We start from the raw sequence: 17990 nt of genomic DNA on the forward strand, positions 1-17990 counted from the left end.
GAGGAGACAAGCAATGCGCCTTTCGACACCGCCGTTCGCCCCGGCGGACACCGATGTGACGGACGTGGACTTCCTCGCCTCGACGTACTACACCGAGGGCGACCCGCACGCGCTGTGGACCCACCTGCGGGCCCACGACCCGGTCCACCACTTCACGCCCTCCGACGGCCGGGAGCCCTTCTGGGTGGTCACCCGGCACGCGGACGTCAGCCGGGTGCTCAAGGACCACACGGTCTTCTCCTCCCGGCGCGGGACCATGCTCTGCATCATCGACCTGTCCATGCCGGACATCGCCTCCGACCAGATGATGCCGGACACCGACCCGCCCCGGCACGGCCAGCTGCGCGACCCGCTCAACCGCGTGATGACGCCCCGTGCCGTCGCCGCCCAGGAGGACTCGATCCGCGGCATCGTCCGCGAGATGCTCGAACCCGCCCTGGACGGTGAGGTGTTCGACCTGGCGCAGGCCGCGCTGATGTTCCCCATGGCGTTCACCGGTTCCATGATGGGCCTCCCCCGCGAGACCTGGGACCGCATGTCGAGGCTGACCACGATGACCATCGCCTACGACGACCCCGACTACATGGAGAAGGCGCCCAAGCCCACCCTGCGCCAGGCGCACCACGAGCTGTTCTCCTTCTTCAGCGACGAGATCGCCCGCCGGGACCGCACGGACCCCGGCGACGACCTGATCGGCATCCTGCTGCGGATGAACCTGGAGGGCGAGCCGCTGACCGAGCGGCAGATCATGCTCAACTGCTACAGCCTGCTCCTCGGCGCCAACGTGACCACGCCCCACGTGGTCTCCACCACCGCCCTGACCATGGCCCAGCACCCGGAGCAGTTCCGGGCGCTGCAGCAGAACCCGCAGCTGCGCGGCACCGCCCTGGAGGAGCTGCTGCGCTGGTCCTCGCCCGCTAGCCATTTCATGCGGTACGCCACGGCCGACGTGGAACTGGGCGGGCGGACGATCCGGGCGGGCGACCCGGTCAGCGTCTGGCTGGGCTCGGCCAACCGTGACGAGCGCGTCTTCAAGGACCCGTTCACCTTCGACATCGCCCGTCGGCCCAACCGGCACATCGCGTTCGGGGTCGGGCCGCACTACTGCATCGGTTCCGGCCTCGCCCGCCTCGCCCTGCGGGTGTTCCTCGACGAGCTGGCCGAGCGGGTCGAATCGGTCGAGACGGCCGGCGAGCCGGTGCACCTGGCGTCGAACTTCGTGGCCGGCTTCAAGCACCTGCCGGTACGGCTGACGCCCCGCGCCCGGACGGCTCCGGCACGCTCCCGCGCCGCGGCGGGGGCGGTCGCATGAGCGTCACGGTCCCGTCCCCCACGTCCGCGAGCTGGCTGGAGCGCAGGCACCGGGCGGCCGGTGCCCCGCCCCGGGTGGCGCTGTACTGCTTCCCGTTCGCAGGGGGCTCCGCCGCGTACTACCACGCCTGGGCCGAGGAGTTCCGGTCCGACGTGGAACTGGTGCCCGTGCAACTGCCGGGCCGGGGGACCCTGATGGCCGAGAAGCCGGTGCCGAGCATGGCCGTGGCCGCCGACCTGGCGGCGGCGGCCATCGCCCGCTCGCCCGTGCCGGCCGCCCTGTTCGGCCACAGCATGGGTGCCGTGCTGGCCTTCGAGACGGCGCGGCGGCTGGAGCGCCGCGGGCATCCCGTGCAGCACCTGTTCGTGTCCGGGCGGCCGTGCCCGACCGTGGTGCGTCCGCCGTCGCGGGTGAGCGACCTGCCGCGCGAGCGGTTCGTGGACATGCTGCGGGACTACGGGGCGGCGCCGGAGGAAGTGCTGTGCCACGACGAACTCCTGGACGTGCTGCTGCCGATGATCCGCGCGGACTTCCACCTCATCGAGAACTACCGGTACGAGCCGGAGATCGGTTCGCCGCCCCCGCTGACCTGCCCGGTGTCGGCCTGGTGCGGAGACCGGGACCCGGAGGTGCCGCCGGAGCTGATGGCGCGGTGGGGACGTGAGACGTCGGGCCCGTTCGCGCTGGAGGTGCTCTCCGGCGGTCACTTCTTCCTCACCGAGCACCGGACGCGGATCGTGTCCGCCGTGCACGAGCTGCTGCGGGGGGCGGGCCGGTGAACGGCCGCGACGGCGACGGCCGGCTGGTCGTCCTGTGGAGCGCGCCGCGCTGCCGGTCCACCGTGTTCTCGCGCAGCATCGCCGAGCGCGGTGACTTCCTCGTCCTGCACGAGCCGTTCTCGCACCTGGCGGACTTCGGCCGGGAGGAGATCGAGGGCGTGGAGTGCCGGACGGAGGCGGAGGTGATCGCGCGGCTGCTCGCGCTGGGCCGGGAGCGCCGGGTGTTCGTCAAGGACACCACCGACTTCCGCTTCCCGGGCGTGCTGGCGGACACCCGGTTCCTGACGGAGGCGCGGCACACCTTCATCGTGCGCGACCCACGGGAGGCGATCGCCTCCCACTACGGGCTCAACCCCGGGCTCGGGCGGGACGAGATCGGCTTCGCGTGGCTCCGCGAGATCCACGACCGGGTCGTCGCGGTGACGGGCACCGAGCCGGCCGTCGTCGACGCGGCGGACCTGGTCGCCGCGCCGGCGGACACGCTGCGGGCGTACTGCGCGGCGATCGGTGTCCCGTTCCTGGAGCACGCCCTGACGTGGCGCCCGGGCGGACTGCCCGGCTGGCGCAAGACCGCCCGCTGGCACCGCGACGCGAGCGCCAGCGGCACGATCAGTCCCGCCGTCACCAGCCGCCCGGCGCTGGACGTCCCGCGCCATCCGGTGCTCGGCCCGTTCTATCTGCACCACCTCCCGCACTACGAGCACCTGTGGCAGCGGCGGCTGCGCGTCGGCTGACGGCACGCCACCCCGCACCGCACCCGCCCCCGGCAGCGTCCGCCGCCGGGGGCGTCGCCCTGCCGCCGCGCACGAAGGCGACGGCGGCACCCGGGGGTGGGTGCCGCCGTCGCCGGGAGGGGCGCGGTTCAGGCCGCCAGGGCGCTCGCGAGGACGCGGACCGTGGGGTGGTCGTAGACGGCGGAGACCGGGAGGGACGCGGCGAAGCGTTCGTTCAGCCGTCCGATCATCCGCATGACGCGCAGGGAGTCGCCGCCCAGGACGAAGAACGTGTCGTCGCGGCCGACGCGGTCGACACCCAGGACGTCCGCCCACACCGCGGCGATCTCGCGCTCGAGTTCGCCCTCGGGGGGACTGTACGCGGCCCGGGCCGGCCCCGCCGGGCCGCGCCCGCGCACACCGGTGGTGTAGGGCGCGATGTGCTCGTTGGCCGGGTCGGGCCCGGCGAGCAGACAGGTCTCCGGCCGTGCGAGAGCGGCCAGCAGGAGCTGCACGCCCCGCGCCGGGTCGATGCCCCGCAGCCCGCGGTGGCGGGCGGCGGCCGCCAGCGGGCTGCCCTCGTTCATGCCGGTGCCGTCCCACATGCTCCAGGCGACGCAGCGCACGGTCCGGCCCCGGGCCGCCCAGCGTGCCGCGTAGCCGTCGAGCGCCGCGTTGGCCGCCGCGTACGCGCCGAAGGAGCTGCCTCCGAAGAAGCCGTTGACGGAGGAGAAGAGCACCACCGCCGTGCCGGGCCGGCCCGCGATGAGCTGCTCGACGGCCTGGGCGCCGCCCGCCTTGGGCCGCATCATGGCGGCGAGGCCGTCCGTGGTCTGCGCGGTCAGGGTGTGGGCGTCGAGCGCGTCCCACTGCCCGCGCACGTCGGCCCCGGCCAGGTGCAGCACGACGTCCACGGCACGGCCCCAGCGTCGTTCGGCGGCGGCCACCGCGGCCTCCAGCGCGGCGCCGTCGGCCACGTCCACGGCGGCGTACGCGACGTCACCGAGCTCCCTGAACTCCTCCAGTGCCGCCCGGCGTTCGCCGGTGAGCTCCGCCTCCGGGGTACGGCCGGTGAGCAGCAGCCGGGCACCGAGCGCGGACAGCAGGTGGCCGGCCACCTCGCGCCCGATCCCGCCGAGCCCGCCGGTGACCAGCGCGGTGCCGCCGGGGGGCAGGATCTCGCGGGGGACGGCGAGCGTGCCGGGTTCGGGCACGGGCCGCAGGCGCTGCACATGGACGACGGAGCCCGCGCGCACGGCGCTGACGTCCTCGGCGGGCGCGCCGCGCACGGCGGCGACGGCCGCCGTGTCGTCGGCGTCCGCGGCGATGTCGACCAGGCGTACGGCGGCGACGGTCCGCTCGGCGCGTGCCGTGCGCACCAGGGCGCCGAGCGCGGCCCGGCCCGGGTCGACGGTGTCGCCGTCGCCGACGGCGGCGGCGTGGCGGGTCAGTACGGTGACCTTGGCGTGCGGGCAGCCGGCCGCCAGCGCGCGCAGCGCCAGCAGGACCCCGGTCACGGCACCTTGCGGATCGGGGACGCCGGGGACGTCCGCGGTGTACTCCCAGGCGTGCAGGACGTGTTCGGGCACGCGTCCGAGACCGGCGGCGACGTGGTCGAGCGCGCGGGCGTGCTGACCGGCGTCCAGCGGGTCGATGGTGACGCTCAGCGCGCCGTCGGTGAGGAACGGGGAGCCGGGCGCGCCCGCCCGGACGACGGCGATCGGGCATCCCGGTCCCGTCGTGTCGTCGGCGAGGGCGACCGGCAGGGCGCTGCCCTCGGGCGCGTAGACGAGCAGGGGTTCGGCCGGGGGGCGGGCGGGGACGTCCTGCCCGGTGCCGCCCCCGGCCCGCGGCGCGGGCTCCCAGACGGGTTCGAGGAGCCAGCTGTCGGCCTCGTCGTCCGGGTGGCGGTCGTAGCGTCCCTGCGCGTACGCCGTGGCCAGTTCGGCCCGCTGGATCTTGCCGCTGGCGGTCTTCGGGAACTCGTCCTCCGACAGGGCGACGACGGCGCGCGGGTGCAGGCCGATGTCCCGCGCCAGGGTGGAGGCGATGTCCTGCTCCAGGGTGTCGGGCGCGTGCTCGGCCGGTACGTGGAAGACGACCACACCGTCCGTGTCGCCGTCCCGCACGGGGCAGGCCGCCGCCCAGGTGGCGCGGACGCCGGGGACGGACTCGACGACGGCCTCGACCTCGTGGGAGGGGTAGTTGGCGCCGTTGACGATGAGCATGTCCTTGCTCCGCCCGGTGAGCGCCAGCCGGCCGTTGAGCAGGAAGCCCAGGTCACCGGTGTCGAACCAGCCGTCCTCGGTGAAGGAGGACGCGTTGGCGGCGGGGTTGCCGTGGTACTCGCGCAACAGGGTCGTGCCGGAGACGTGCAGCCGTCCGACGTGCCCCTCCGGCAGCAGCCGGCCGTCCTCGTCGACGATGCGCAGGCGGACCCCGGCGACGGGTGCGCCGACGTCGGTGAAGGTGACGGCGCGCTCGGAGTCGTGGGGCACCTCGACGAGGCGGGTGTCGAGGGTCGCGGAGTCGACGCTGAAGGTGCCGACGGCCGGGTCGTCGGGGTCGAGCCGGGAGTAGGTGACTCCGGAGGAGGTCTCCGACATGCCCCAGCAGGGCACCATGGCGTCGGCGGGCAGGCCGTGGGGGCGCAGCAGCCGGACGAAGCGGCGGGCGGTGCGGGCGACCACGGCCTCGCCGGCGTTGCAGATGTCGCGCAGGGAGGACAGGTCCCAGCTGCCCCGCTCGATGGCGTCGGCGTGCTCGTTCACCAGGGAGAAGGCGAAGTTCGGCGCCCAGGTGTTGGTCGCCTTGAACCGGTCGATCAGGTCGAGCCAGGTCAGCGGGCGGCCGACGACGCTCTCGGTGCGGGCGTTGATGTGCTCGCAGCGCAGGAAGACGTCCCGGACGTTGAACATGACGATGCCGCCGACGTGGTCGAGAGGCATCCAGTTGAGGGCGACGTCGTGTTCGGTGAAGCCGCCCGCGTCGATGGCCGCGTAGGTGCGGGCCACCAGGGAGCGGTTGGCGTGCCGGACGCACTTGGGGACGCCGGTGCTTCCCGAGGTGAGCAGGTTCAGCACATCCTGGCCGGGGGTGACCGGTTCGACGCGGCCGGGCGCGTGGGCCATCAGGTCCTCGACGGCGTGGGCCCGGATCGCCGGTTCGCCCCACTGCGCGGCGAGCGAGCGGACCGGCTCGCGCAGTGCGCGGTCGGTGAGGACGACGGGCCGTTCGAGCAGGGTCCAGGCGGCGTGGAGTTTGCGGGTGACGGCGTTCTCCCGCGTGTAGTCACGGGCCTCGCCCACCGGAGTGGGCAGGAAGCCGCCCAGCACGCAGGCCCAGAAGCCGGTGACGAAGGCGCGGTTGTCGTGGCACTGGAGCAGCACGGAGTCGCCGGGGCGCAGGCCGAGCTCCTGCAGGCCGCCCAGGACGCGCAGACCCTCGTCGAGGAGTTCGGCGTAGGTCTGCCGCTCGCACGTGCCGTCGGCACGCACGTAGACCGTTCCGCGTCCGCCGGCGTCGGCGGCCGCCTTGAGGAGCGCCTCCTGCAGGGTGCGCGCGGCACCGGGCGGCACCACGGGTTCGGGTCCCACGACCAGAGCGGGCCGCGGCGGGGCTTGGGTCATGAGGCTTCCTCCAACTCGGCGGGCGGGTGGAGCCGGGTGGTCTCCAGTGCCGCGACCAGGACCGCCACGGCCTGCGGCGTCATGTCGTTGACGAAGTAGTGGCCTCCGGGCACCTGGGCGACGTCCCGTGGCGGCGCGGTGGTGTGCTCGCGCCAGGCGGCGGCCTCGGCCTCGGTGACGACGGTGTCCGCGTCGCCCCGCACCGGCAGGACGGGGAACGGCAACGGGGGTGCGCCGGGCGCGTGCCGGTGGGTCTCCCACAGGGCGAAGTCGGCGCGCAGCAGGGGCAGCAGGAACTCCATGAAGGCGGCGTTGCCGAGCAGTCGTCCGGGGATGCCGCCGAGGGCACGGACCCCGTCGAGGAAGTCCGCGTCGGGCAGGGTGTGCAGGGGTTTCGCGCGGGCCGGCAGGTGCGGGGCCCGGTGTCCGGCGGCGATCAGCAGCCGGGGCGGTGCGGCGCCGCGGCGCACCAGTTCCCGGGCGGTCTCCGCGCCCAGTACGGCGCCCGCGCAGTGCCCGTACACCGCGTACGGCACGGTGGTGTACGGGCGCAGGGCGAAGGCGCACGCGCGGGCGAGGGCCGGGACGCCCGAGGGCAGCGGGTCGCGCGCGCGGTCCTCCCGGCCGGGCGGCTGGACGGCGACGATCTCGATGTCCTCGGGCAGCAACGCCGGCCAGGACCGGTAGAGGGACGCGCCCATGCCGGCGTACGGGAAGCACAGCAGTCGCAGCCGGGGCCGCCCCGGGCGCGCGGCGCGGCGCACCCAGGGCGACTCGGCGGTGAACACGGAGGGTGCGGGAGCCCCGGGCGCGGGGGCGGGCGCGGTCATGAGGCCCGCCTGCGGGTGATGGCCGGCAGGGCGGGTGCGGAGGCGGCCGCGCGGCCCGACAGCAGGTGGGCGAGCGCCGCGGGCGTCGGGAAGAGGAACAGGTCCTGCAGGGACACCTCCTGCGGCACCCGCTGTCGCAGTCTGACCAGCATGCGTCCGGCGTCGAGGGAGCCGCCGCCGAGGTCCATGAAGTCGTCGTCGGCCCCGTAGCGGATCTCGCCGAGGACCTCGGCCCACAGTCCGGCGATCGTCGCCTCCAGTCCTTCGGCGGGCTCGCGGTAGGGGGCGCGGACCCGCCACAGCGGCCAGTCCTCGGGGGGCAGCGCGCGCCGGTCGACCTTCCGGTTGGCGTTGCGGGGAAGTTCCGGGAGGCGGACGAAGGCGACCGGGATCATGTAGTCGGGCAGCCGCTCGGCGAGGAAGTCCCGCAGCTCGGTGCCGTCGAGCCCGTCGTGGCCGGGCCTGGTCACCAGGCAGGCGACCAGCTGGAGGTCACCGGCCGCCGAGCGCACGGGGACCACGGCCGCCTCCGCCGTGCCGGGGTGGGTCAGCAGCGCGGTCTCGACGTCGCCGAGTTCGACACGGCAGCCGCGGACCTTGACCATGTCGTCGGTCCTGCCGTGGTGTTCGAGCAGTCCGTCGGGGCGGTAGCGGCCGAGGTCGCCGGACCGGTAGAGGCGGCTGCCCGCGGGGCCGTGCGCGTCGGGGCGGAACCGGTCCGCGGTGAGTGCGGGGTCCCCCCAGTAGCCCAGGGCGGCCTCGGGGCTGCCGAACCAGATCTCGCCGAGGGCACCGGCCGGGAGGAGTTCGCCCTCGTCGTCGAGGATCCGCATCCGGACCCCGGGGTTGGGCCGCCCGATGGGCGGCGGGGTGAGCCGGTCCCGGGCGGTGGCGGTCGACGCGGTCAGGCGCTTCTCCCAGGGCTGGAGCGGGCTGGCCACGAACAGCGCCTCGTGGCAGCCGTAGCCGACGGCCACCTCGAACGGGAGGCCGGAGGGCCCCCATCGGTGCAGTTTCTCGCCGCCCATGATGAGGACCCGGACGGCGGTGTCCGGCGGCCAGGGCAGGTTCTGGAGGCTGTTGCCGACGGAGGTGACGACGAACACGGAGTGGATGCCGCTCGCGACGACCCAGTCCCGGAAGGCGGGCGGGTCGGCGACGGTGCCGGGCTCGGCCACGTGGACGGTGGCGCCGACGACGAGCATCCGGGCGACCTCGGCCATGGTGGTGCCGAACCCGGTGGGGGTCGTCCAGCTGCCGCGGTCCCCCGGCCCGAGGAGCGTCGCGTCGGCGAACGAGGCGCCGGCGTGGACGATCACCCGGTGCTGGCCGTACACGGCCTTGGGTTCGCCGGTGGAGCCGGACGTCTGCATGACGTAGGCCAGGTCGTCCGGGCGGACGTCCAGCCCCGGGTCGAGGTCGGGCAGACCGGCCAGTTCACCGTCGAGGGTGTCCCTGAGCAGGGTGCCGTCGGGCAGGAGCCCGGCCGCGGGGGCCGCGGTGGTGGTGATCACCAGCCGGGGCGGCACCTTGGCGAAGACGCTCGCCAGCCGGGCGGCCGGTGCCGACGGATCGACCGGGAGGACCACACCGCCCGTCTTGTGGACGGCGAGGAGTGCCTCGATCCACTCGGCCGAGCGGGGCAGACTGAGGGCGACGACGTCGCCGCGGCGCAGGCCCCGGGCGGTCAGGTGGTGGGCGAGCCGGTTGGCGCGGGCGTTCAGCTCCGCGTAGGTGATCCGCTCGGCGCCCCGCACCACGGCGGGTGTGCCGGGCGAGAGCCGGGCGTGCCGCTCCACGAGCGTGTGCAGGGCGGCGCGCGGCTCCCAGCGGTCGGGCAGGTCGCTGAACTCGTGGAGCAGTTCCCGGGTGTCCTGCTCGTCCAGCATGGCCAGCCGGTGGTGCGGTGCGTCGGGGGCGTCGAGTCCGGAGCGCAGCAGCCGGACGAAGTGGCGGGCCAGTGCGGTGACCGTGCGCCGGGTGAACACGTCGCGGCGGTAGCGGATCTCGGCGGCACCGCCGGATGTGATCACCAGTTCGAGTTCGGTCTCCGTGGCCGGGTCGGTGGCCTCCGTCGCGTGCCACTCGGCGGGCAGTGCGGGGCGCAGGGCGACCACGGAGGCGTACGGGCTGGGGCTCTCCTCGGAGAGCGGCCGTCCGGCGAGCTGGGCGAGGAGCGGGACGGGCAGCGTCGCCTCGTCGAGCCCGCGGCGCACCGCGTCCGCCACCTGACCGGCGACCGTCCGCAGTGCGCCCGTGCGGGTCACCACGGGCAGCACCTCGGCGACGGCCCCCCGGGGCCGCCGCCCCGGCCGGGTCCGGTCGGTCTCCACGCCGACCGCCAGTTCCTCCAGCCGCGACCAGCGTTGCAGCACCAGCGCCCACGCGGCCACGAGCACCTCGCCGCCGGTCACGGGGACGGCGGGGCCGCCGGCGAGCGGGGCGGCGGAACCGTCCCCGCCGGGTGCGGCGAGGCGCGCGGCAGCGGTGAGGAGGTCCGCGGGGAGAGCGAAGGAGTGGCGCGACCAGGCCGGGACCCGCGTGGAGTCACCGACGGCGGGGAGGCGCGGCAGCGCGTGGTCGAACGGCACGCCGAGCAGTTCCTTGCGCAACCGCCCGACCTGCTCGTCCGTCGGGGCGGGGGGCGGGTCCTCGGCGGGAGCCGGCGACGGGCCCGGCACCGGGTCCGGGCCGGTCGCGGTCGCAGGCGCAGGCGTCCCGGCCGTTGCCGGCCCGGGGCGGGTCCCGTCCTCGGGTTGCCCGCACAGCTCCGCGAGCCGGGACAGCAGCAGGGCCGCGTCCGCGTGGTCGACGAGCATGCGGTCGAGGACCAGGGAGAGGCGGAGGCCGGCCGGGGTGGTGGCGATCAGGGCGCGCGCCAGGGAGGGCCCGCTGCCGGCCGGGGCCTCGTGCTCCTCCGGCTCGCTCTCGAACCGTTCCAGGAGGAGCGCGGCGGCGTCCTCGGGCAGGTGCACCCGGCGGACGGTGATGCCCGCCGCGTCGGGATCGACCGTGAGCGACCCGTCGGGCCGCCGCAGGGTCGCCGCGAAACTGTGCGGGTACCGCGCGGCCAGCGCGTGCAGTGCCGCGTCGAGGCGTTCCTCGCCGATGTGCGCGGGCGGTGCGAGACGCAGGGCGAGCCTGCGCACCCGCGAGGTCCGCGCGACGGTGCGGAACCGGTCGAGCGCGGGGTCCACCGCCGTCCTGGCGGCGGCCGGGAACACGGTCCCTCGGTCACTCACGGGGTCACTCCCTTCGTCGTCGCTCCGGCGGCGTCACCCGCTCCGAGCAGCGCGGCGACCTCCTCGTCGTCGCGGCTCTCCACCATCGCGAGCACGTCGAGGACGCTCTGCCGATGGCTGCGGGTCCGCGCCAGGAGCGCGTCCACCGCCAGGGCGGTGCCGGACACGGTCGGGTTGCGGAAGAAGTCGGCGATGGGGAGTTCGACGCCGAAGACGGCCTTGATCCTGGGGGCGATGCGGATCGCCTGGAGGCTGGTGCCGCCGAGGGCGAAGAAGTTGTCGTGGTCGCCGACCCGGGGGGTGCCGAGCAGCGGCTTGAACACCTCGTCCACGAGGAGCCGTTCGGTCTCGGTGCGCTCGCCGTCGTCGGTGTCGTCGTCCACCGGCGCGAATTCGACGGCGGGCAGCGCCTTGCGGTCGACCTTGCCACTGGCGGTGAGCGGGATGTCGTCCAGTGGCACCAGGAAGGTGGGGACCATGGTCGGCGGCAGCCGGTCGGCCAGGTTGGTCCGCACGGAGTCCAGGTGCAGCGGGCTCTCCGGTGCCCCCGTGACGTAGGCGACCAGGAGGTTGTCGCCGCGCGGGCCGGTCACCACGTGGGCCACGGCCTGTCCGATCTCGGGCACGGCGAGCAGCGCCGCCTCGACCTCGCCCAGTTCGATGCGCACGCCGCGGACCTTGACCTGGCGGTCGATCCGCCCGCGGAAGACGAGGTCGCCGTCGCTCTGCCAGCCGGCGAGGTCGCCGGTGAGGTACATCCGGGAACCGGGCGGCCCGTAGGGGTCGGGCCGGAAGCGCTCGGCGGTCTGGTCGGGGCGTCCGAGGTAGCCGCGGCCGAGGCCGGCGCCGGCGACGGCGAGCTGGCCGCAGGCCGACGGCGGCAGCAGGTCCAGCTTCTCGTCGAGGACGTACGCCCGGTGGTTGCGCATGGCCCGCCCGATCGGCGGAGAGGCGTGCCAGGTTCCCTCGCAGCGCTTGGCGATGACGGTGACGGTGGTCTCCGTCGGCCCGTAGCCGTTCCAGAAGGCCCGGCCGCCGGCCGCCCAGCGGGTGGTGAGCTCGCCGCTGAAGGCCTCCCCGCCCACGAAGCAGACCCGCAGCTCGGGGTAGTTCTCCGGGGTGAGCAGGTCCATGATCGCCGGGGGGAGGTCGATCACGGTGATGCGCTGGTCGGCGAGGATGCGGTCCAGTGCGGAGATGTCCCGGCGTTGGTCCTCGTCGGCCAGGTAGACGCTCGCGCCGGTGAGGAGCGCCCCGAAGAGTTCGAACACGGAGACGTCGAAGCCGGTGGAGGCGAAGGCGAGGAAGCGGTCGTCGGCGGTGAGGCCGAACATCTCCTGGGTGGTGCGGATGAAGTTGGTGACGTTGCGGTGCTCGACGAGGACGCCCTTGGGGCGGCCCGTGGAGCCCGAGGTGAAGATCGAGTAGGCCAGGTCGGCCGGGTGGGCCGCGACGGCCGGCGGGGACTGCCGCTCCTGCGCGCCGAGGGTCTCGACGTCGATCAGCTGCCAGGGGCCGTCGGGCAGCTCCCCCGCGGTCGCGGCGTCCCCCAGGACCACGCGCACCCCGGCGTCCGTGAGGACGGCCTCGTTGCGGGCGGCCGGGTTGCCCAGGTCGAGCGGCACGTAGGCGGCACCGCACTTGAGGACCGCGAGGACGGCTTCGACGAGCCGCGGGGTGCGCCGCATGGCCACGCCGACGAGCTCCCCGGGGGCGGTGCCCATGTCGGCCAGGCGGTGGGCGAGGGCGTTGGCCCGCCGGTCGAGCTCACGGTAGGTCAGGGTGCCGTGCGGGCCGGTGACCGCCGTGCGGTCGGGGTGGCCGGCGGCCGTGCGGGCGAACGCCTCGTGCACGGTCTCCGCCCCGTCCGGGTCTCCCGGGGTGTCCGTGTCACCGGCGGGGACGTTCCACCGGGTCAGAATGGCGCGCCGCTCGTCCTCGGTGGCCAGCGGGGCACGGGTGAACGGCTCCTCGGGGGCGTCGCAGAGGGTGCGCAGCTGCCCCAGGTAGCGGTCCAGGAAGAGCCGGGCCGTCTCGGGGGTGTAGAGGCTGGTGGCGTACCGGACCCGCAGGACGGGTGCGGCGGAGCCGAGTTCGGCGGAGAGGGCGAACTCGAACGGGGAGCTGCCGGTGTCCAGCTGCTCCAGGGTGATCGTGAGGTCCCCGGCATCGGCCCGCCGGACCGCGGGCGGGGTCACCTCGAAACCGAGCTGGACCAGCGGCAGCCTGCCCTGGTCCGGTTCGACCCCGGCGGCGGCCAGCAACTCCTTGAAGGGCAGGCCGCCGTGGTCGGCGGCGGCGGTGCGGGCCTCGTGGGCGTGGCGGACCAGGTCCGAGAAGGAGGTGGCGCCGTCGGTGTCGACGCGCACGGGCAGCAGCTCACCGCAGTCGCCGACCAGCAGGTCGGGGTCGAAGGCACCGAAGACGTCACCGGGCACCCCGATGAGCAGATCGGTGCGTGAGGTGAGGCGGCTCACCAGCGCGAAGCAGGCGGCGAGCAGCACGTCCTGGTCCGGTACGCCCAGCCGGCGGGCCAGTGCGCCGACCGAGCGGGCGAGCGGTTCGTCCAGGGTGCGCTGCACGGTGCCCGCGGTGAGGTCGAGGACGAGCCCGCGCGGCCGGTCGGGGGTGATCTCGGTGCTCTCCCAGCCGGAGAGGGCTGCGCGCCACCAGTTCCGGTGGCCGGCCGCCTCCTCGGAGGTCGCCCAGTCCCGCTGCCAGGCGGCGTAGGCGCCGAACTGGGGCCGCTGGGCGCCGTGTCCGCGGGCTTCTGGACGTCCGGCGGAAGGGCCGGCGGTGCGGTCGGCGTAGGCGGCGGCGAGGTCGCGCAGGACGACGCCGGCGGACCGGGGATCGAAGACCAGGTGGTGGGCGAACCACAGCAGGACGTGCCGGTCCTCGGCGACCTTCAGCAGCCTCAGCCGGATCATCGGCCCGCCGTCCAGGTCGAAGCCGTGCCGCAGTTCCTCACGGACCAGGGCCTCACAGCGTTCGGGCAGCCGTTCCTCACCGACCGTCTCGGCGGTGAGCCGGACGCTCGGCCTCCCCCTGACGATCTGCTCGCCGGTGGGGTGGTCGTGCGGGAACACCGAGCGGAGCACCGTGTGCCGGTCGAACACCTCGTCGAGGGCGGCGGAGAGCGCGTCCCGGTCCAGGTCACCGTTGAGGGTGTAGGCGAAGGCGAGGGCGTACCGGCTGTCGCCCGGTGACACCTTGTCGAAGACCCACAACTGCTCCTGGCGGAAGGTGAGGGGCGACACCCTGGTCCCGCGCTCCACCGTGCCGATTCCCCGGAGGAACTGCTCTCGTCGTTCGGCGGGCAGACTCCGCAACCGGCGCAGGAGCTCGCTCTCTTGTGTCATCGCGGTCTTCCCCCAACTCGGGTGTCATGTCGACTTCCATCAACAGTCTTCGTTGATTATGTTGACTCTAGTACGGTGAGGAAAGTCTCGACAAGGGTGAGGCCATGGACTTCAGCATTCTGCGGACAACAGACGAGTTTCGCCGTGAGCTGCGCGAGGTGCTGTACTCGCCCGCGGTCGACGACCTGCTCAACGCGGTCGCGTTGCGGGCGGACGGCATGGACGGCGATGCCCGTGAGCTCTACCGCCACTTGGGCAAGCACGGGGTGCTGGCCCCGGCCTGGCCCTCGCGGTACGGCGGCCGGGACGGTGACTTCACCGAGACCGTCGTCCTGATGGAGGAACTCGTACGGCGTGGTGTTCCACAGAGTCTCTACTTCATTTCCGTTCAGATCGTGGGGTCGCTCATCCTCCAGTCCGGGACGGAGGAGCAGAAGCGCGATCTGCTGCCCCGGCTCGCCTCCGGCGACCTCGCGGCGTGCATCCTGTTCACCGAACCGGACAACGGATCCGACCTCGCGGGAGTCGTCACGCGCGCCGAGCAGCACCCCCGTACCGGTGTGTGGACGGTGCACGGCCGCAAGAAGTACAACCTCAAGACGGCCTACGCGGACGTGGCGCTGATCGCCGCCCGCACCGACGACTCGGTCAGCCAGTACGAGGGCATCAGCCTCTTCCTCGCCCCGCTGTCCGCGTCCGGGGTGACGGTCCGTCCGCTGCCCAGCCTGGCCGACGAGCAGTTCCACGACGTGCTGCTGGACGGGGTCCGGCTGGAGGCCGACGCCCTGCTGGGCGCACCGGGCGAGGGGTGGTCCCTGATCACCGGGATGTTCTCGGCGGAGCGCAGCGGCGTCGACTACTACGCCCGCGGCCTGCACTGGCTGCGGCTCGCCGAGGAGCAGTTGACGGCGAGCGGCCGGCAGGCGGGTGAGGACGAGATCTCGGAGCTGGCCCGGCACTGGGCGCGGCTCGACGCCGGGCGGCTGCTCACCAGCCGGGCGCTGCAGCGCCTGCAGGAGCGCGAGCCGGACATCGCCGAGGCGTCGCTGGCCAAGTGGCACAACTCCGACACCGCGCAGCGGATCGCGTGGTGGTCGCTGGAACGCCTCGGCCTGCCGGTCGCGGCGGGCGGACCGCCGTCCTCGCCCACCGAGGTGCTGGAGGCCGCCTACCGCGAGGCGGCCGGCATGACCATCTCGGGCGGTGCCTCCGAGGTGTTGCTGGAGATCGTGGCGGGCGCCCGCCTGCACCACGAATCCGACCCCGGACCCCTCCGGGCCGGCGGGGGGCGGCGCTGACCATGGACCTGCATCAGGATCCGATCCAGAGCCGGATCGCCGACGCCGTCGCGCTCGCCCTCACCCACACCGGTCGGGCGCGGCGCGAACTGGCCGCGGTCGGCGTGCCGTCCGTCGGGCTGCCGCTCTCCCTCGGGGGCATGGGCCTCGGACTGACCGCCGACATCGCGGTCCACCTGGAACTCGGCCGCGCCCTGGAGACCGTTCCGGAGCTGCGCGAGACCGTGCTGTGCCTGGAACTGCTCGCCGATGCCGGCGTCGACGGCCTGGAGGACGTGCTCGCCCGCATCCACGAGGGCGTGGGCTCCGCCGTCGGCATCGGCCTGCACGGACCGACGACCGTGCGCCTGGACGGTGACGGGCTGCTGTGGGGCACCAGCGGGGCACTGCCCGCGGCCGACTGGGACGTCGCCCTGGTACGGGCCGCGACGGACGGCGGTGGTCACCGCTGGCTGCTGGTGCGGCCGGACCCGGCGACCGTGCGGCGCGAGGAGGCCAGGCTGCTCGGCACTCCGGCGGCGCGCTGGCGGTTCGAAGCGGCGGCCGGCCAGCCCGTGCCGGTCGTGGAGGCGCAGCGGCGGCGGGCGGTCGCCGCGGCCCGGGTGCGGCAGGCCGCGCTGCTCCTGGGGATCGCGGGCCGGGCCCTGGACACGGCCCGGGCGCATGTGGGCCGGCGCCTGCAGTTCGGCAAGCCGCTGCTGGAGTTCCAGACCGTGAGCCACCGCATCACCACGCTGCTCGGCGAGGCGGACGGCTGGAACCTGCTGCTCAACGAGACGGCCTGGGCGCACGACCGGGACGCCGGGGCGCCCGCCGCGGCACCGCAGATCCTCGCGGCGGCGGCGGAGCACGCGCTGAAGGCCGCGCGGCTCTCGCTCCAGCTGCACGGCGTGCGGGGCATGCTGGCGCACTCGGTCCCGGCGACGGCCTACCGGCTGGCGACGGTGGAAGCGGTACGGCTCGGTCCGCCGGCCGGTCTCTGGCTGGACGCGGGACGCGGGAGGCTGGCCGCCACGGGGAGCTGAGCGGCCCGGGTACGGACGAGGCCCCGCCGGGCGCCGGCGGGGCCTCGTCCGTACCCGGGCCGCGGGACGTCAGGCCATGGCGGTCAGGTCCCGGGCCAGACAGGCCACCAGGTCGGCGGGGGCGTCCAGGAAGGTGTAGTGCGTGCCGCCGAGGACCTCCTTGCGGGCCGCGCCCTCGGGGACCCAGTCGGCCCAGCCGCCCATCAGGGTGTGCGGGACCTCGACGTCGGCGTCCCAGCCGATCCCGGTGACGGCACACGGCAGCGAACCGGCCGCGTCCTTGCGGTACTTCCTGTTGGCCTCGACATCCGCGACGAGGACCTCCAGGTACAGGTCGAGGATCTCCTCCGGCGGCTCGGCCGCCCCGAGGGCGCGGAGCAGGGCGACGAGCTCCGCGCGCAGCCCCTTCTCGTCCAGTCCCAGGAACCGCCCGTAGGGGCCGTCCTGTGGGGCGACCTGGGAGGAGACGAAGACCCGCTCGGGCGGCCGCAGTCCGCGCTCCACGATCCGCACGACGCTCTCGAAGGCCGGCAGCGCGCCTCCGCAGTGCCCGAACACCGCGTAGGGGCGGTCCAGGTGCCCGGCGATGCCGGCCACGAGGTGGTCGGCGAGCTCCTCGTAGGTGCCGAAGTGCGGTTCCCGGGTGCGGTTCTCCCGGCCGGGGAGCTGCAGCGGGACGACCTCGGCCGGGCCGATGCGGGTGGGCCAGTTGCGGAACATGGAGGCGCCGCAGCCGGAGTAGGGGAAGCAGAACAGCCGCACCTCCGCGTCCTCGGAGGGCGGGGTGAGGAACCAGGGGGACGACGTTGACTTTGCAGTATTCATGACCACATACTACATAAGCACTATAGAGACTGTGGAGAAGTCAACCGTAGGCACAGTGGAATGCCGGGGTGATGTGCATGCGTGACCTGCTTCCCGGAGCCGTGGCCGTGGCGGTGGCGGACGCCTCGGACTGGGCCGAGGAACCGCTGCCCGAGGAGGCCGCGACGCTCGGTGAGCGAGCGGTCCCCGCCCGGCGGCGGGAGTTCGGGGCCGGCCGTGCGTGTGCGCGTCGCGCCCTGGCGGCCCTGGGCCTGCCCGCGGTGCCCGTACCCGCGGGCCGGGACCGGGCACCGGTCTGGCCGCCGCGGGTGGTCGGCAGCATCTCGCACACCGGGAACTACTGCGCGGCGGCGACGGCCCGTGCGGACCGCTTCCGGTCCATCGGCATCGACGCCGAGGACAGCATGTGCCTGGACGCGTCCACCCGGCGCCTGGTCTGCCGCCCGGAGGAAGAGGACTGGTGGCACGGTCCGGGGGGCGGTGCCCCCCACTGGCCGACCGTCTTCTTCAGCGCCAAGGAGTCCGTGTACAAGGCCTGGTTCCCCCTGGCCGGCGGCCGGCTCGGCTTCCACGACGTCCGCGTCGAACCCGATCCGCGCGACGGCACTTTCACCGCCCGCGTCCTGGGCGCCCGCGGCCGCCCGGGCCCGGCACCACAGGTGCTGCACGGCCGGTTCGCGGTCTCCCCCGGCCTGGTCCGCACGGTGGTGGTCGTCACGGCGCCCTGAGCGTCCGGCGCGGTGACGCCGGCGGGGCGGGCGGCGGACCGGGCTGCCCGCCCCGCCGGCGTACGCGCGCCGCGGCACGTCCCGCGGCCCCGGGAACGCCGAGCCGCCGCCCCGCCGCCCGGTGTGCGCGCGGAGGGCCGTCCACAGCAGCGGCGGACGCCTCCCGGCCGGAGACCGTGCACGCACCTCACCTCCTGGTCCCGGCCGCCCCCGGAGGGAGCGGCCGGAGCCGGTCGCGGAGGGAGCC

At 74.6% G+C, this 17990-nt stretch carries 11 protein-coding genes; 6 read left to right on the top strand and 5 right to left on the bottom strand.

Annotation, left to right across the window (positions count from 1 at the left end):
* The first annotated feature begins 13 nt into the window (after nucleotides 1-13).
* From ACSU53_RS04865 to ACSU53_RS04875, 3 genes are read left to right on the top strand one after another with little or no spacing between them, the layout of a single operon-like run.
* Nucleotides 14-1312 (top strand): cytochrome P450, encoded by a 1299-nt coding sequence (locus ACSU53_RS04865; protein WP_437024935.1) that lies wholly within the window; start codon nucleotides 14-16, stop codon nucleotides 1310-1312.
* Nucleotides 1309-2091, top strand: coding sequence for a thioesterase II family protein (locus ACSU53_RS04870; RefSeq protein WP_362094865.1), 783 nt, complete (start codon nucleotides 1309-1311; stop codon nucleotides 2089-2091). Before ACSU53_RS04865 ends, ACSU53_RS04870 begins: the two co-directional genes overlap by 4 nt.
* On the top strand, nucleotides 2088-2825 hold the full coding sequence (locus ACSU53_RS04875; protein ID WP_437024937.1) for a sulfotransferase family protein: 738 nt from the start codon (nucleotides 2088-2090) through the stop codon (nucleotides 2823-2825). The genes ACSU53_RS04870 and ACSU53_RS04875 overlap by 4 nt, the downstream gene beginning before the upstream one ends.
* 128 nt (nucleotides 2826-2953) lie before the next feature.
* Here ACSU53_RS04875 and ACSU53_RS04880 read toward each other — a convergent pair whose 3' ends face one another.
* Genes ACSU53_RS04880 through ACSU53_RS04895 form a run of 4 tightly spaced genes read right to left on the bottom strand, consistent with a single transcriptional unit; the run spans nucleotide 2954 to nucleotide 13867 of the window.
* Nucleotides 2954-6433: an SDR family NAD(P)-dependent oxidoreductase gene (locus ACSU53_RS04880; RefSeq protein ID WP_437024939.1), complete on the bottom strand. Its 3480-nt coding sequence runs from the start codon at nucleotides 6431-6433 to the stop codon at nucleotides 2954-2956.
* The gene (locus tag ACSU53_RS04885; RefSeq protein WP_437024941.1) at nucleotides 6430-7263 is read right to left on the bottom strand and encodes a thioesterase II family protein; all 834 of its coding nucleotides are present in this window, start codon (nucleotides 7261-7263) and stop codon (nucleotides 6430-6432) included. Before ACSU53_RS04885 ends, ACSU53_RS04880 begins: the two co-directional genes overlap by 4 nt.
* Nucleotides 7260-10505: an AMP-binding protein gene (locus ACSU53_RS04890; protein WP_437024943.1), complete on the bottom strand. Its 3246-nt coding sequence runs from the start codon at nucleotides 10503-10505 to the stop codon at nucleotides 7260-7262. Before ACSU53_RS04890 ends, ACSU53_RS04885 begins: the two co-directional genes overlap by 4 nt.
* Nucleotides 10502-13867, bottom strand: coding sequence for a non-ribosomal peptide synthetase (locus tag ACSU53_RS04895; protein ID WP_437024945.1), 3366 nt, complete (start codon nucleotides 13865-13867; stop codon nucleotides 10502-10504). Before ACSU53_RS04895 ends, ACSU53_RS04890 begins: the two co-directional genes overlap by 4 nt.
* A 104-nt stretch (nucleotides 13868-13971) precedes the next feature.
* Between ACSU53_RS04895 and ACSU53_RS04900 the strand changes: the two genes are divergently transcribed.
* Both ACSU53_RS04900 and ACSU53_RS04905 read left to right on the top strand, forming a co-directional pair.
* Nucleotides 13972-15165 (top strand): acyl-CoA dehydrogenase family protein, encoded by a 1194-nt coding sequence (locus ACSU53_RS04900; protein ID WP_362094883.1) that lies wholly within the window; start codon nucleotides 13972-13974, stop codon nucleotides 15163-15165.
* Between the two features lie 2 nt (nucleotides 15166-15167).
* Complete coding sequence (locus ACSU53_RS04905; protein WP_437024947.1) at nucleotides 15168-16190, top strand: acyl-CoA dehydrogenase family protein; 1023 nt, start codon at nucleotides 15168-15170, stop codon at nucleotides 16188-16190.
* Between the two features lie 69 nt (nucleotides 16191-16259).
* Here the strand turns inward: ACSU53_RS04905 and ACSU53_RS04910 are convergent, their stop codons facing one another.
* Nucleotides 16260-17015, bottom strand: coding sequence for a thioesterase II family protein (locus ACSU53_RS04910; RefSeq protein ID WP_362094888.1), 756 nt, complete (start codon nucleotides 17013-17015; stop codon nucleotides 16260-16262).
* 77 nt (nucleotides 17016-17092) lie between these two features.
* Between ACSU53_RS04910 and ACSU53_RS04915 the strand changes: the two genes are divergently transcribed.
* Nucleotides 17093-17743 carry a 4'-phosphopantetheinyl transferase family protein gene (locus ACSU53_RS04915; RefSeq protein WP_362094891.1) on the top strand — a complete coding sequence of 217 codons (651 nt, stop codon included), beginning with the start codon at nucleotides 17093-17095 and terminating at the stop codon, nucleotides 17741-17743.
* Nucleotides 17744-17990 lie beyond the last annotated feature (247 nt).

The sequence above is a fragment of the Streptomyces sp. enrichment culture genome (assembly GCF_964273255.1).
Lineage (GTDB): Bacteria > Actinomycetota > Actinomycetes > Streptomycetales > Streptomycetaceae > Streptomyces.

Coding starts and splice junctions, on each gene's coding strand:
- ACSU53_RS04900 (WP_362094883.1), top strand. CDS start 13,972: ATGGACTTCAGCATTCTGCGGACAACAGACGAGTTTCGCCGTGAGCTG.
- ACSU53_RS04895 (WP_437024945.1), bottom strand. CDS start 13,867: ATGACACAAGAGAGCGAGCTCCTGCGCCGGTTGCGGAGTCTGCCCGCC.
- ACSU53_RS04905 (WP_437024947.1), top strand. CDS start 15,168: ATGGACCTGCATCAGGATCCGATCCAGAGCCGGATCGCCGACGCCGTC.
- ACSU53_RS04910 (WP_362094888.1), bottom strand. CDS start 17,015: ATGAATACTGCAAAGTCAACGTCGTCCCCCTGGTTCCTCACCCCGCCC.
- ACSU53_RS04885 (WP_437024941.1), bottom strand. CDS start 7,263: ATGACCGCGCCCGCCCCCGCGCCCGGGGCTCCCGCACCCTCCGTGTTC.
- ACSU53_RS04865 (WP_437024935.1), top strand. CDS start 14: ATGCGCCTTTCGACACCGCCGTTCGCCCCGGCGGACACCGATGTGACG.
- ACSU53_RS04880 (WP_437024939.1), bottom strand. CDS start 6,433: ATGACCCAAGCCCCGCCGCGGCCCGCTCTGGTCGTGGGACCCGAACCC.
- ACSU53_RS04870 (WP_362094865.1), top strand. CDS start 1,309: ATGAGCGTCACGGTCCCGTCCCCCACGTCCGCGAGCTGGCTGGAGCGC.
- ACSU53_RS04915 (WP_362094891.1), top strand. CDS start 17,093: ATGCGTGACCTGCTTCCCGGAGCCGTGGCCGTGGCGGTGGCGGACGCC.